The organism is Ferrimonas futtsuensis DSM 18154, from assembly GCF_000422645.1.
Lineage (GTDB): Bacteria > Pseudomonadota > Gammaproteobacteria > Enterobacterales > Shewanellaceae > Ferrimonas > Ferrimonas futtsuensis.
Genome location: NZ_AUGL01000016.1, coordinates 1 through 14,980, shown reverse-complemented (window position 1 = coordinate 14,980; position 14,980 = coordinate 1). Strand labels below are relative to the sequence as shown.

Annotated in this window: 10 protein-coding genes, 1 tRNA gene and 1 rRNA gene; 4 read left to right on the top strand and 8 right to left on the bottom strand. The window is 61.9% G+C overall.

The features are described from left to right. The first annotated feature begins 31 nt into the window (after nucleotides 1–31). On the top strand, nucleotides 32–2,584 hold the full coding sequence (locus G505_RS0111325; RefSeq protein WP_028109653.1) for a penicillin-binding protein 1A: 2,553 nt from the start codon (nucleotides 32–34) through the stop codon (nucleotides 2,582–2,584). Nucleotides 2,585–2,648: 64 nt separating this feature from the next. Here the strand turns inward: G505_RS0111325 and argH are convergent, their stop codons facing one another. From argH to argC, 5 genes are read right to left on the bottom strand one after another with little or no spacing between them, the layout of a single operon-like run. Next, nucleotides 2,649–4,535: an argininosuccinate lyase gene (gene argH / locus G505_RS0111320; RefSeq protein ID WP_028109652.1), complete on the bottom strand. Its 1,887-nt coding sequence runs from the start codon at nucleotides 4,533–4,535 to the stop codon at nucleotides 2,649–2,651. A 1-nt stretch (nucleotide 4,536) separates the two neighbouring features. Next, nucleotides 4,537–5,745: an argininosuccinate synthase gene (locus G505_RS0111315; RefSeq protein ID WP_028109651.1), complete on the bottom strand. Its 1,209-nt coding sequence runs from the start codon at nucleotides 5,743–5,745 to the stop codon at nucleotides 4,537–4,539. 10 nt (nucleotides 5,746–5,755) lie between these two features. Next, nucleotides 5,756–6,658: an ornithine carbamoyltransferase gene (locus G505_RS0111310; protein WP_028109650.1), complete on the bottom strand. Its 903-nt coding sequence runs from the start codon at nucleotides 6,656–6,658 to the stop codon at nucleotides 5,756–5,758. Between the two features lies 1 nt (nucleotide 6,659). Next, the gene (gene argB / locus G505_RS0111305; RefSeq protein WP_028109649.1) at nucleotides 6,660–7,439 is read right to left on the bottom strand and encodes an acetylglutamate kinase; all 780 of its coding nucleotides are present in this window, start codon (nucleotides 7,437–7,439) and stop codon (nucleotides 6,660–6,662) included. Continuing rightward, nucleotides 7,436–8,443, bottom strand: coding sequence for an N-acetyl-gamma-glutamyl-phosphate reductase (argC, locus tag G505_RS0111300; protein WP_028109648.1), 1,008 nt, complete (start codon nucleotides 8,441–8,443; stop codon nucleotides 7,436–7,438). The genes argB and argC overlap by 4 nt, the downstream gene beginning before the upstream one ends. Before the next feature lie 205 nt (nucleotides 8,444–8,648). On the opposite strand from argC, the gene argE reads away from it, so the two are divergent. The 3 genes from argE to G505_RS0111285 all read left to right on the top strand — a co-directional run bounded on the left by argE (nucleotide 8,649) and on the right by G505_RS0111285 (nucleotide 13,155). Further along, nucleotides 8,649–9,809, top strand: coding sequence for an acetylornithine deacetylase (gene argE, locus G505_RS0111295; protein ID WP_028109647.1), 1,161 nt, complete (start codon nucleotides 8,649–8,651; stop codon nucleotides 9,807–9,809). Between the two features lie 99 nt (nucleotides 9,810–9,908). Continuing rightward, nucleotides 9,909–12,551, top strand: coding sequence for a phosphoenolpyruvate carboxylase (ppc, locus tag G505_RS0111290; protein WP_028109646.1), 2,643 nt, complete (start codon nucleotides 9,909–9,911; stop codon nucleotides 12,549–12,551). Nucleotides 12,552–12,594: 43 nt separating this feature from the next. Next, complete coding sequence (locus tag G505_RS0111285) at nucleotides 12,595–13,155, top strand: YceB family lipoprotein (protein ID WP_028109645.1); 561 nt, start codon at nucleotides 12,595–12,597, stop codon at nucleotides 13,153–13,155. Here G505_RS0111285 and G505_RS0111280 read toward each other — a convergent pair. The 3 genes from G505_RS0111280 to rrf form a co-directional block, all read right to left on the bottom strand. Continuing rightward, a complete protein-coding gene (locus G505_RS0111280; protein WP_028109644.1) occupies nucleotides 13,152–14,453 on the bottom strand; it encodes a CinA family nicotinamide mononucleotide deamidase-related protein in 1,302 nt (433 codons plus the stop codon). The genes G505_RS0111285 and G505_RS0111280 overlap by 4 nt on opposite strands. Before the next feature lie 124 nt (nucleotides 14,454–14,577). Further along, nucleotides 14,578–14,653 (bottom strand) — tRNA-Thr (locus G505_RS0111275). A gap of 60 nt (nucleotides 14,654–14,713) precedes the next feature. Next, nucleotides 14,714–14,828, bottom strand: a 5S ribosomal RNA gene (rrf, locus tag G505_RS0111270). Nucleotides 14,829–14,980: the final 152 nt, after the last annotated feature.

Genomic DNA, 14,980 nt, shown 5'->3' with positions numbered 1-14,980 from the left:
GGGCTTAAATTAACCCTGATGTAGGTGGCTGGTGAGCTGGTTAAAGCGAATTTTCTGGATATTCCTGGTTTGTGGACTCCTGGGTGTGGCGGGGATCGCCGGACTCTACTTCTGGGTGGCGCCCACCCTGCCCGATGTCGCCAGCCTGAAAACGGTGCAGTTGCAGACCCCGATGCGCATCTACAGCGTCGATGGCAAGCTGATCTCCCAGTTCGGTGAAAAGCGCCGCATCCCGGTCCGCTACGAGGATGTCCCTGCCCAGCTGGTGAATGCCATCCTGGCCACCGAGGATGCCCGCTTCTTCGAGCACAAGGGGGTGGACCCCATCGGCGTGGTCCGCGCCGCCGTGGTGCTGATCACCACCGGGCGTAAAGCCCAGGGCGCCAGTACCATCACCATGCAGGTGGCCCGAAACTTCTTCCTGACCCGCGAGAAGACCTACATCCGTAAGGTGAAGGAGATCTTCCTCGCCCTGAAGATTGAGCAACTGCTGAGCAAGGAACAGATTCTCGAGCTCTACCTCAACCGCAGCTTCCTGGGGAACCGGGCCTATGGGGTCGGCGCCGCCGCCCAGGTGTACTACGGCAAGGAGGTGGGCGAACTGGACCTGGCCCAGATGGCGATGATCGCCGGTCTGCCCCAGGCCCCCTCTGCCGCCAATCCCATCCGCAACCCCCAACGAGCCACCAAGCGCCGAAACGTGGTGCTGGGACGGATGCTGGAGGTGGGCTCCATCACCGAAGAGGAGTATGAGCTGGCCCGGCTGGAGCCGGTCACCGCCCGTTATCATGGTGCGGAGATCGAGCTGAGCGCCCCCTATGTGGCCGAGATGGCCAGAGACTTCATGGTCCAGCGTTACGGCGAAGAGGAGGCCTACACCGGCGGCTACAAGGTGTACACCACCATCAGCGCCAAGGCACAGGGCATGGCTCAGCAGTCCGTGCGGGATAACCTCTACGCCTACGATCGACGCCACGGCTACCGGGGCCCCATCGCCTCCCTGTGGCAGATGCCAGATGCCCCCGCAGACGAAGAGGGCGCAGAGGCACAGCCACAGGCTGCTGGGACCGCAGACCCCACCTGGACCCGGGAACAGATCCTGGAGAAGCTGGCCAGCGTGACCCCGGTGGAAGACCTGCTGCCGGCGGTGGTCACCGGCGTGGAGGAGAAGCAGGCCTGGGTGATGACCGGCGACGGCCAGCACAAGCTCATCCCCTGGAAGGGACTGAACTGGGCCCGCGAGTTCATCAGCGATACCCGCCAGGGGCCGGCGATCAAGAGCGCCACTGAGGTGCTCAGCCGCGGCGATCTGATCTGGGTAAGGCAACTGTCTGACCACCTGGCGCTGGCCCAGGTGCCGGAAGTGAGCAGCGCCCTGGTGGCGATGCATCCGGGCTCAGGGGCGATCAAGGCCCTGGTCGGTGGCTATGATTTTCGCAACAACCAGTACAACCGGGTGACCCAGGCCAAGCGGCAGCTGGGCTCCAACATCAAGCCCTTCATCTACTCGGCGGCCCTGGAAAATGGCTACACCCTGGCCACTCTGGTGAACAACGCCCCCATCAACCAGTGGGATCGCAGCCAGGGCACCGCCTGGCGCCCGAAGAACTCGCCAGACGTCTACACCGGTCCGACCCGGGTACGCAAGGGGCTGGGCCAGTCGGTCAACGTCATGGCGGTGCGCACCCTGCGCCATGTGGGCATCGACGGCGCCATCGACCAGCTGCAGAAGTTCGGTTTCAGCCGCAACGACCTGCCCCGCAACGAGTCCCTGGCCCTGGGCAGTGCCGTGGCCACCCCCCTCGAGGTGGTACGGGGCTTCGCCACCTTCGCCAACGGTGGCTTCAAGGTGGACCCCTACATCATTGAGCGGGTGGACTCCGCCCTGGATCAGGTGCTCTATCAGTCCCAACCCAGAATTGCCTGCGGCGACTGTCAGAAGGCCCTGGCGCACCCCGCCCAGCTCGAGGAGAACAGCCTGGCGGCGATCTGCCCCATCCCAGAGGGACAGCTGGCGCCAGCGATCCTCTCACCCCAGGTGGCCTTCCTGATCAAAGACACCCTGCGCAGCGTGGTCTGGGGCGGCGGCGACTGGAGCAAGGGCACCGGCTGGAACGGCACGGCCTGGCGGGCATCCCAACTGATCAAGCGCCGGGACATCGGCGGCAAGACCGGCACCACCAACGAGTCCAGGGACACCTGGTTCTCCGGCTACGGCCCGGGCATCGTCGCCACCGCCTGGGTGGGCTTCGACGATCACAGCCGCGAACTGGGCCGCACCGCCTGGGACAACTACGGCCCACGGGGCCAGATCACCGGCGCCGAGTCCGGCGCCAAGACCGCGGGTCCTGCCTGGAACCAGTTTATGTACCATTACCTCGAGGGGGTTCCCGGCGAGAGCCGCACGCCGCCGGAAGGGGTGGTCACCGCCCGCATCGATCTGGACAGCGGCAAGCTGTCACGGCGTAACGACTACAGCTCCATGTTCGAGTTCTTCATCGCCGGCACCGAGCCGACAGAGTACGCCGAGTCTCAGCAGAGCGAGCAGCCGGTGTTCGAGCAGGAAACCGAAGAACTGTTCTGATCCGGATTAAGCCATAAAAAAGGGGACGCATTGGCGTCCCCTTTTCTGTGTATCCGGTGCGGAATCAGAAGGTGTACTCCATCGCCACCTCATCACAGGCGTGTTTGCGCGGACACAGCTCGCAATCCTTCATCACCTTCTCCGGCAGACTCTCCATCTCGGTCAGCTGGAAGCCGGACTTGGCAAAGAACTTGGGCACCCGGGTGAGGACAATCACCCGCTGCAACTCGAGCTCGCGCGCCCGTTGCAGCATGTAATCCACCAGGGCCTTGCCCTGACCATGCCCCTGGTGCTCATTGGAGACCCCCAGGGAGCGCATCTCCGCCAACCCGGTTTCGTAGATGTAGAGAGAGGCACACCCCACCACCTGGCCGTCGGTTTCCGCCACGGCAAAGTCGAGAATGTCCCGCAGCACCTGATCCCGGCTGCGCGGCAGGGTTTCCCCCTTCTCCGCCCAGTGATCGTTGATGCCGGTGATGGCGTCCACATCGGAGAGCCGGGCGGGACGAACCATCAGCATCTCCGCCACGTGGGCATTGAGCCGCTGCTGACTGGCTCCCAGGGCCTCCTCGATGGCGGGCACCTCGATCTGAGACACGGTCTGCAGCGCCAGGGCCTGCTGCACCTGCTTGATGGAGGTGCCGCCCAGGGCTTCCCGCTTGGCCAGGGTCGCCTCGATGGTCAGGTGCTGGTAGACATCGGATTCGATGGTGTCGCTGTACTCCTGCAGCTCCTGCAGGGTGAAATCTTCCAGGGCCTTGCCCTGGGCGATGGCCCCCAGCACCACCTCGCCAACGATGTGGTGGGCCTCCCGGAAGGGGATCCCTTTGGCCACCAGATAGTCCGCCAGCTCGGTGGCATTGGCATACCCCTGCTGCGCCGCCGCCAGGGTGCGCTGGCTGTTCACCTTCACCCCTTCCAGCACCAGGGTCAGCATATCCAGACACATCAGCCAGGAGTCGATGGCGTCGAACAGCCCCTCCTTGTCCTCCTGCATATCCTTGTTATACGCCATGGGCAGGGCCTTCATGGTGGTCAGGATCCCCATCAGCGCACCGTAGACCCGGCCCGCCTTACCGCGGATCAGCTCCAGGGCATCAGGGTTCTTCTTCTGAGGCATCAGCGAGGAACCTGAGGTCACCGCGTCGGACAGTTCGATGAAGCCCGCTTCACCGCTGTTGTAGAAGATCAGGTCCTCCGCCATCCGCGACAGGTGCATCATGGAGGTGGCGGCGGCGCTGCACAGCTCCACCACGTGATCCCGGTCGGAGACCGCGTCCAGGCTGTTGGTCACCGGCCCCCGGAACCCCAGCTCCGCCGCCAGGGCGAAACGATCCACCGGGTAGGCGGTGCCCGCCAGGGCGCCACAGCCCAGGGGGCAGGTGTCCAGCCGGGTCAGGGCGTCCTTAAGCCGGGTCAGGTCCCGCTCCAGCATCTCCACATAGCACAGGCACCAGTGGCCGAAGGTGATGGGCTGAGCCCGCTGCAGGTGGGTGTAGCCGGGCAACACGGTCTGCGCTTCCCGCTCTGCCAGGGTCAGCAACTGCTGCTGGGCCTTGACCAGGGCTTCAACCAGTTCCTGGCCCTGGTCCTTGCACCACAGCTTGAGATCCGTGGCCACCTGGTCGTTACGGGAGCGGCCGGTATGCAGTTTCTTGCCCAGATCGCCCACCTTGGCGATCAGCTGTTGCTCCACAAAGCTGTGGATATCCTCGGCACCGGACGCCAGGATCTGCTCATCGGTCACCTCCTCGGCCAGTTGGTGCAGGGCACGGATCAGCTGACCGTGCTCCAACTCATCGAGCACTCCCACCTGCACCAGGGCACCGGCCCAGGCGATGGACCCGGTGATGTCTTGCTGCACCAGGCGGTAATCCACCGGCAGGGAGTCATTAAACTGCTTGAAGCGGCTGTCTGCTGCGCCGCTGAACCGTCCACCCCATAGCGCCATATCAGTTTTGCTCCTTATGCAGGGCCGAGATCCGGCTGGAGAGGGAGAACAGCCGGATAAAGCCTTCGGCATGCTTCTGGTTGTACACCTCATCCTCCTCGAAGGTGGAGAAGGCTTCGGAGTAGAGGCTGTTGGGGCTGGAGCGCTTCACCACCACCGCCTGGCCCTTGTACAGCTTGACGGTGATCTCACCGGTCAGGGGCTCGGCCAGGCTGGTGGCCGCCGCCAGCAGCGCCTTGGACACCGGGGTAAACCAGCGGCCGTCATAGAGGACATGGGAGAACTCCAGGCCCACCTGCTCACGGAACTTAAAGGCGGACTTGTCCAGCACCAGGGTCTCCAGGCCACGCAGGGCGGCATTGACTATGGTGCCCCCGGGAGTTTCATAGCAGCCACGGGACTTCATCCCCACCAGCCGGTTCTCGACGATGTCGATGCGGCCGACGCCATTCTTGGCACCCAGCTCGTTCAACAGCACCAGGGCGTTGTAGGGGGTCATCGCCTCGCCGTTGACCTGGGTCAGCACACCGGCCTCGAACGCCAGGGTGACGTACTCAGCCTTATCCGGGGCCTGCTCCGGGGAGACGCTCCAGGTCCACACCTGCTCGGTAGGCTCACAGGCAGGATCCTCCAACTCGCCCCCCTCGTGGGAGATGTGCCAGCAGTTGGCATCCCGGCTGTAGATCTTCTCGGCACTGGCGGTGGTGGGGATGTTCTTGCTGGCCAGGTAGTTCAGCAGATCGGTCCGGGACTTCATGGTCCAGTCGCGCCAGGGGGCGATCACCTTCAGCTGAGGCGCCAGGGCGGCGTAGGTGGACTCGAAGCGCACCTGGTCATTGCCCTTGCCGGTACAGCCGTGGGACACCGCATCGGCCCCCACTTGCAGCGCCAGCTCCACCTGGGCCTTGGCGATGATGGGCCGGGCCATGGCGGTGCCCAGCAGGTAGGTGCCCTCATACAGGGCGCCGGTCTTGAGAATGGGGTTGATGTAGTCGGCCACAAACTCATCCTTGAGGTCCACCACGTGGCAACTGGAGGCACCGGAGGCCAGGGCCTTCTCCTCCACCCCTTCCAGCTCGTCAGCCCCCTGGCCCACATCGGCCACGAAGGCGACCACCTCGCAGTCATACTGCTCCTTCAGGTAGGGGATGATGGCGGAGGTGTCCAGGCCGCCGGAGTAGGCCAGCACGACTTTTTTAATACTTGTCATAGGGGGGTCCTCAAATCAGGGTCAGAAGTATGGCGTTTTGGGCATGCATCCGGTTTTCCGCCTGGTCCATCACCAGGGATTGTTCCGAATCCATCACCTCTGAAGTCACTTCCACCTCGCGGTGGGCTGGCTGACAGTGGAGGAAGTAGCTTGCGCCACTGTCGGCCATCATCTTGGCGTTCACCTGGTAGTGGGCGAACTTGGCTTTGATCTGCTCGATGGGGGTGCTGTCCCCCATGGAGATCCAGGTATCGGCATAGATGGCATCCACCCCCTTCAGGGCGGCCAAATCGCTGCTCAGGGTCAGGGTGGTGCCGTGTTCCGCCGCCAGGGCCTGGGCCTCCACTACCTGCTGACCATCGGGGAAATGGCCGGGTGGGCAGACCACCACCATGTTCACTCCCAGCTTGGCGCTGATGATCATCAGCGAATGGGTGACGTTGTTGCCATCCCCCACATAGGCCAGGGTTTTGCCCTGAAGGTTTCCATACTGCTCCTTCAGGGTCAGCATGTCCGCCATCGCCTGACAGGGGTGATAGAGGTTGCACAGGGAGTTCACCACCGGCACCGTGGCGTGGGCCGCCAGCTCCTCCAGGGTGGCATGATCAAACACCCGGGCGACGATGGCGTCGCACCAGCGCGACAGGTTCTGGGCGAAGTCCTTTACCGACTCCCGCTGCCCCAGGGCGCCGTTCTGCTGATCCAGGTAGACCGCGTGGCCACCCAGCTTATTGATCCCCACATCGAAACTCACCCGGGTACGCAGGGAGGGCTTCTCAAACAGGGTGGCCACACTCTTCCCCTTCAGCGCTTCATGGTGAGGGGTGTAGTCCGCCTTCAGGGTCAGGGCCTTCTCCAGCACCGCCTCAATCTGGGCGCTGCTCCAATGTTTCAGAGTTAACAGATGCTGCATCCTATGCTCCTTTGGGATAGATCTGAGTGCCGACACTGTGGCCATCCACCAGACCGGCCAGCTGTTCCGGGTGGCGCCAACTGGCCACCGTCACCTTGTTGTTAATGGTCTGGGCCGCCGCCTGGGCCGCTTCCACCTTGACCTTCATTCCGCCCTCGATGACGCCGCTGCGCACCAGCTCCTGGGCCAGTTCCGGCGTCAGTTCGGGAATCAACTGCCCCTTGCCATCCAACACACCGGACACATCGGAGAGCAGGGTCAGCGGCGCCTTGAGCAGCTGGCAGACGGCGGTGGCCGCCTGGTCGGCGTTGACGTTAAGCAGCTGCCCCTGGTCATCCGCGGCAATGGAACTGATGATGGGCAACATGCCGCAAGTCAGCAGTGCCGACAGCAGGGCGTCGCTCTTGGGCACCACCTGGCCAACGAACCCCAACTTGGGATCCAGCACCTGAGCCGTCACCATGTCACCGTCGCCCAGGGTCAGCCCTACAGGGGTCAGTCCGGACGCTTTGGCCGCCGCCACCAGCTTGGTGTTGGCAATGCCCGCCAGGGCGCCGGCGACGATGGGCATCTGCTCCTCCGGCGTGACCCGCAGTCCCTGATGCTTGGTGGAGACCATGCCATTGGCACTGAGCTGCTGCTCCACCAGTACCCCGCCACCGTGCACCAGCACGGGCTGCCAGCCCTGAGCGGTCAGCTTGGTCAGGGTGTCAAACAGCCGGGTCATCCCCTTATCACACTCCAGTAGGGCGCCCCCTACCTTGATCACCATCAACTTCATGAATACACCTCATGACCAAAATGAATGTTTATGCACTCAAGGGCCTGACTGGCAGCCCCCTTCATCAAATTGTCGATGGCACTGGCCACCACCAGAACGTTGCGCAGGGGATCCAGCTTCCACGCCAGCAGACAGCGATCGCTGCCCGCCACATCATCGATTTTAGGCCAGCTGCCGGCAGGCATCAGCTTCACCTTGTCACTGCCCTGATAAACATCAAAGGCTTGGGCAACATCCGCCTCTGTGGTGCCCGGCTTCATCTGGCAGGTGATGGTGGCCAGGATGCCTCGCTTGAAATTCCCCAGGTGGGGGGTAAACACCACCTGCTGCCCCAGGTAGGTCTCAATCTCAGGCTGGTGCCTGTGGCCCAGGACGCCGTAGGGCGTCAGGCTCACCTCACACAGATGGGTAGTCAGCTGGGCCTTGCGACCGGCACCACTGACGCCACTGACCGCGTTGATCACCGGCATCGAGGACTCCTGCAACAAACCTGATTGTTTCAAAGGCTTGAGCCCCAGCAACGAAGCGGTGGGATAACAACCGGGCACGGCAATCAGCTTGCTGCCCTTGAGAGTGTGAGGGTACCAGTCCACCAGGCCATACTCCGCCTCCAGCAGCAATTGAGGATGGGGGTGCTCGAATCCGTAATAGCTGGGATAGATGCTGGCGTCCTTGAACCTGTGACCACCGGAGAGATCAAACACCGACAAGCCCGCCTGCAGCAGTTGTGGCACCAGCGAGGCCGACACCAGGTGTTCGGTGGCCAGGGCGACGCCATCGCATTGGCTGCACAGGTCCGCCAGGGCCTCGGCCCCCAATCCCAGAACCGTCTCGTCCACCAGACCCAACATCTCGGGATAGAGCTGACTCAGCGGTTTGCCCGCATCCAGGCTGTTTTCAGAAACATATAGGCCGCCCAGGGTCAGGGCTGGCGACAGGGCAATCAGTTTGGCCAGGGTGGCACCGGCATACCCGGTGGCGCCGATTACAGCTATAGTGGTCATGAGGTTGTGTCCGTTAACTAGCAAATATAAGGGTAGCGAAGAGGCGCCAGCAGGGGCGGCGACGATCTGAATTTATCGTCGTCGTAGGAGGTGGGGATGTACTGTCCTGATTTGAATTTTCATAACCTTGGCTATCGTCTAACGGCTGCGACCTTGATAGACTACCACCCCGACATAGTTATGCAACCTTTTTGAATTATTAATTATGAAAAAGATTCCAGAACTGAAGCAGAGATTCCAGCAACTGATCGCCACGCCCTCCATCAGCGCATTGGACGCCAAATGGGACCAGAGCAACCTGCCGGTCATCGAGTTGCTGCACGGCTGGTTCAGCCAACTGGGATTTCAATGTGAGGTGCTGCCCCTGCCGGGTCAACCAGGCAAAGCCAACCTGCTGGCCCGCATCGGCCCAAACCTGCCCGGCGGGCTGCTGCTGGCTGGCCACACGGACACCGTGCCCTTCGATGAGGGGCGCTGGAGCCGTGACCCCTTCACCCTGGAGGAGAGGGACAACCGCTGGTATGGCCTGGGGACCTGTGACATGAAGGGGTTCTTTGCCCTGGTGCTGGAAGCCGCAGTCTCTGTGGAGCTGGGCAATCTCACCCGCCCGCTCTATATACTGGCCACCGCCGACGAGGAGACCACCATGGCAGGCGCCAAGGCCTTTGCCGCCGGTGCCGGCATCTCCCCGGAGTACGCCCTGATTGGCGAACCCACAGGACTCAAGCCGGTACACATGCACAAGGGGCATGCCGCCCTGGGCATTCGGGTCACCGGCCGCAGTGGCCACTCCTCGGATCCGGACAAAGGGCTCAACGCCATCGAGGTAATGAACCTGATCATTACTCAGCTTATCCAGCTGAAACAGACCCTGGCGCAGAGTTTCCGTCAGGAGGAGTTCTCCGTACCCTATCCCACCCTCAACCTGGGACACATCCACGGCGGCGACGCGGTGAATCGCATCTGCGGCTGCTGCACCCTCAATCTGGATCTGCGCCCCCTGCCAGGGATGAGCCTGGAACGGCTGGAGCAACTGCTGCGTCAGGCGCTCAAACCGGTTACCGATCGCTATCCTGACGCAGTCGCCCTCAGCCACCTCTACCCAGGCTCAGAACCCTTTGCCTATCGGGGTGAAGACACCCTGCTCAAGCTGGCTGGCCAGTTGTGCGGAGAGGAAGCCCGGGCGGTGAACTACGCCACCGAGGCGCCCTACATCAACCAACTGGGTTGTCAGACCCTGGTACTGGGGCCGGGAAGCATCGAGCAGGCCCACCAGCCTGATGAATATCTATCCATGGAATATCTCACCTCAACACCCAGGTTGCTTGGCCACTTCATTAATAAATTTTGCTTATCAGGGGAGTAAACGTCTGTTTAATCTAACTGGCCGGACTATCTGAGCCCGGTCATTCGTGATACTTTGATCGATTGCAGTGCGGTATTTATGCAGAGGGGAAACATCACCATGAGCGACATCAACGCACCACTCAAGGCCAACATCAGCATGTTGGGACAGTTGCTGGGGGAGACCATCGGCGACCATTTGGGTGAGGGTTTCGTCGACAAAGTGGAGACCATTCGTCAGCTCTCCAAGGCCTCCAGGAAACGCGAATCCGGTGCACGTCATAAGATGCTGGAGCTATTGGACCAACTGAGCGATCAAGAGCTTGTTCCCTTTGTTCGTGCCTTCAACCAGTTTCTGAACCTGGCCAACCTGGCGGAACAGTTCCACACCATCTCCCGCAATTGCGATCAGCTGGTGTGCGTCCCCGATCCGGTGGACATGCTGTTGGGTCGACTGCTCAACGGCAAGGCCCAGCTTGAGCCCGAGAAGCTGCTGGAAGAGCTGGGTCGTCTGGAGATCGATCTGGTACTGACCGCTCACCCCACCGAGGTGACCCGTCGTACCCTGATCACCAAATACAGTGCCATCATCGAGTGTCTGGCCGAACTGGAAAACCCCCAGCTCAGCGAACGGGAACTTCAGCAGCAGCGGCTTCGCCTGCGCCAGCTGATCGCCCAAATCTGGCACACCAACGAAATTCGTACCCAGCGCCCCACCCCTGAGGATGAGGCGAGCTGGGGCTGGGCCGCCGTTGAAGACAGCCTGTGGCAGGCGGTACCCGATTTCCTGCGTCAGGTGAACGATCGCCTGGAAGCCCATGCTGGCGTGCAACTGCCACCGGACACCGTACCGGTGAAGTTCTCCAGCTGGATGGGTGGCGACCGGGACGGCAACCCCAATGTTACCGCCAAGGTCACCTCCAGGGTTCTGCTGAAAAATCGCAAAATCGCCCTGAACCTGTACCTGGCCGACATCAAAACCCTGATCAGTGAGCTCTCCATGGAGGAGTGTTCCGACGAACTGCGCCAACTGGCGGGGGAGACCAACGAGCCCTACCGAGTTGCCCTGAGACAGCTGAGAGACAAGCTGGTCATCAACCTGGAAGAGGTACACGCCTGTCTCGACGGTTACCCCCCCTACCTGGAGCCTGAGCAGAAGATCACCAGCAAGGCCGAGTTGCTTGAACCACTGCAACTCATCTACGACAGCCTGCTGCAATCCAGAATGCGCCTGATCGCCAACGGCCTGCTGTTGGACACCCTGCGCCGCCTGCATTGCTTCGGTGTTGGCCTGATCCGCCTGGACATTCGTCAGGACTCCGCCCGCCACACCAGTGCCCTGGCCGAGATCACCCGCTATCTGGGCCTCGGCGACTACGAGCACTGGCAGGAGGAGGAGAAACAGGCGTTCCTGCTCAGAGAGCTGGCCAATCGTCGCCCTCTGCTGCCCAGCAGTTGGTCACCGACCGAGGACACCAGGGAGGTGCTGGACACCTGCAAGCTTATTGCCCAGCAGCATCCGGAAGCCCTGGGTTCCTACGTCATCTCCATGGCCAGTGCCCCGTCCGACGTGTTGGCGGTTGCGCTGCTGCTCAAGGAGTGTGGCTGTCAGTTTGCCATGCCCATCGTCCCCCTGTTCGAAACCCTGGATGATCTGCAAAATGCCGCCAACTGTGTCGAGCAGCTGCTGGCCATCGACTGGTACCTGGGTTACATCCGCGGCAAGCAGCAGGTGATGATCGGGTACTCCGACTCCGCCAAAGACGCCGGCGTAATGGCCGCCTCCTGGGCGCAGTACCGCGCCCAGGAAGCCCTGGTCGAGGTGTGTAAGGAAGCGAATGTGGCCCTGACCCTGTTCCACGGTCGCGGCGGCAGCATCGGTCGTGGCGGCGGCCCCGCTCACGAAGCGATCCTGTCTCAGCCCCCTGGTTCGGTGGACGGTCGACTGCGAGTCACCGAGCAGGGTGAGATGATCCGCTTTAAGTTCGGCCTGCCCAAGGTGGCGGTGCAGAGCCTGGCGCTCTACACCTCTGCGGTGCTGGAAGCCACCCTGTTGCCCCCGCCGCAGCCCAAGCAGGCCTGGCGTGACCTGATGGATCGCATTGCCGACACCTCGGTGACCGCCTATCGCAACATCGTTCGGGAAGAGCCACAGTTTGTGCCCTACTTCCGTGCTGCCACGCCGGAGCAGGAGCTGTCGGATCTGCCCCTTGGCAGCCGCCCCGCCAAGCGCCGCGCCGACGGCGGTGTGGAATCTCTGCGTGCCATCCCGTGGATCTTTGCCTGGACTCAGAACCGGCTGATGTTGCCCGCCTGGCTGGGTGCCGGCGCCGGCCTCAAGGAGGCGATCGACGCCGGTGAACAACCGACGCTGACCGCCATGTTCCAGTCCTGGCCCTTCTTCCGAACCCGTCTCTCCATGCTGGAGATGGTGTACGCCAAGGCGGAGCCCCACCTGGCCGCCTACTACGACCGGGTCCTGGTGCCACAGGAGCTCCATGGTCTGGGTCATCAACTGCGCAGCCAGCTGGAGCAGGACATCCGTACCGTGCTGCAACTGACCCAGGAGCAGACTCTGATGGAGCACACCCCCTGGAATCGGGAGTCCGTTGAACTGCGCCACCCCTACATCGACCCCCTTAACTTCCTGCAGGCGGAGCTGCTGCGCCGCTGTCGAGGCAAGGAGGAGGAGCTGGACGACATCAAACAGGCGCTGATGGTCACCATCGCCGGCATCGCCGCCGGTATGCGCAATACCGGGTAACGAAACAAGCGGGCTGCGGCCCGCTTTTTTATGGGAGAGAGTCATGAGGCATTTGCGATACGTCCCGGCCGTGGGGCTGGCCCTGGCCCTGGCCGGCTGTGCCACCAGCTATACCCTCAATGAGCGGGAGGTGGAGGGGTATCTCCAGGAGAAACTCACCATAGAGGAGCGCCACTCCCCCATCCCGGCACTGGATACCGAAATCAACCTCAACCGCATCGATGTGGAGATTGGGCGCCACGATCAGCAGCAGATTCGGGTGACGACCCTGTCGGAGTTTGTCATCCGTACACCGCTGCTGCCATTGAGGGCCTCCCTGACCGCAACTCTGGCCGCCACCCCCTGGTACCGGCCGGAAGATCGGGGGATCTACCTGAAGGATCTGACTCTGGTGGAGGTGAAAGCCTATCCAGATGACCTGACTCTGCCCCTGGAGCGCTTAGGTAAGGAGAGCCTGGCAGCCGTGAAACTGTTCCTGGCCAACCAGCCGATCTACACCCTGGATGAGAGTGACTGGGCCCAGGATCTGCTGGGCCGCTTTGGCCGGGAGATCACCATAGAACCCGGCATCATTCGCTTCCACCTGGAGGGTGGCACCAACTAGGAGTGGCGGGCTTCGACCCGTGTGAGGAATGGGTAGTCGGCGATGGGGTCGAGCCCCAGAAGGTGGCGTCTGAGCATATCCAGGGCTACCGCGGATGACAGCTTACGCACCAGGGTACGGGAGCGGTTTCCACCACTGCCAAACGCCAGGGTCTGGCTCCAATGGCCCTGATCGCTGCAGACACAGAAACAGACAGTACCCACAGGTTTCTCCTCTGTGCCCCCGTCTGGGCCAGCGATGCCACTGATGCTGATCCCAAAGTCGCTGCCAAGCGCCCGGCGGGCCCCCTGAGCCATCTCCACCACCGTCTCCAGAGACACCGCCCCGAACTGGTCGAGGGTCTGCGTCTTCACGCCACACTGTGAGCGCTTGGCACTGTTGCTGTAGGTCACCAGAGAGCCCAGCAGATAGGCTGAGCTTCCCGCCAGAGTCACCAGCTGATCCGCCACCATGCCCCCGGTGCAGGATTCGGCCAGGGCCAGGGTCTCACCCCGCTCAACCATCAGCCGATGGACGATCTCCCCCATGTTCTTCTGATTCTCCCCCACCAGGGAGTCCCCCAGAGTCGCCTTCACCTGAGAAAGATACGCCTGCCACTGCGGCTCATCTACCCGCGCCCGGTGGAACAGCTTCACCTCGATATGAGGCATGGAGGCGCGATAGCCAATGGTCACGCCATCGGGGCAGGCCATGGGGATATCGTCAATGTCGTTGGCCATGGCAGATTCTGCCTGCCCCAGGGTCAGCAGTTTATGCACACTGACCGTGCCCCCATTTAGGGGGTCCAGATCGACCAGGAAAGGCAGCAACTGCTCCTTAATCATGCGGAACAGCTCGTGGGGAACCCCAGGGGTGAAGAACAGCCAGGCGCCGTCCAACTTCACTCTGAAGCCGCAGGCGGTGCCCACCGGGTTATCCACCACCACCGCAGAGGCGGGCAGCATCGCCTGCTTCAGATTGCTTGAGGTCATGGTGCGGCCCCGGGCAGCAAACATCTGCTCCATCACCGTGCGCCACTGATCGAACATCACCAGAGGTTCTCCCAGGGCCTGGGCCGCGGCGGCGGCACTCAAATCATCGCTGGTTGGCCCCAGGCCACCGTTGACGATCACCAGATCCGCCCGGGCAGCGCTCTCTCTGAACGCCCCCACCAGGTCATCGAGCCTGTCGCCGACCGTCGTTTTACGGCTGAGTTCATAGCCACTCTCCATCAGGGTGTTGGCCACCCAGGCAGCATTGGTATCAACAATTTGGCCGGACAGCACCTCTTCACCGGTGCAGATCATCTCAATCTTCATAGGCTCCTCCTTGTGAGACTCACACTAGAGCAGCCACAGGGGGATGGCAATAGACTGGCTGTGAATCAGAAAGATAGGTGCGTAAAAACCAAAAAAGCCCCGATCTTTCGGTGTGTGCTTTATCTGGTGCTAATACCCAGAGTCGAACTGGGGACCTCACCCTTACCAAGGGTGCGCTCTACCAACTGAGCTATATCAGCACGCTGTATTTGGTGCCTGACGCAAGAGCCTGATTGGCGCTCTCACATCAAGGAATTGGTGCCTGACGATGACCTACTCTCACATGGGAACTCCCACACTACCATCGGCGCTACTGTGTTTCACTGCTGAGTTCGGCATGGGATCAGGTGGGACCACAGCGCTATGGTCGTCAGACGAATTTGGATGACCTCCAAGGATGGAGGAAATGTCTGGATTTGTATGGAACAAATCAGACCAATTCGCACAAGCTGTTTCTCGTTTGCATTTTCGCAAGCGCTTTCTATATCTGGGACTTCAAAACCCATTGGGTGTTGTATGGTTAAGCC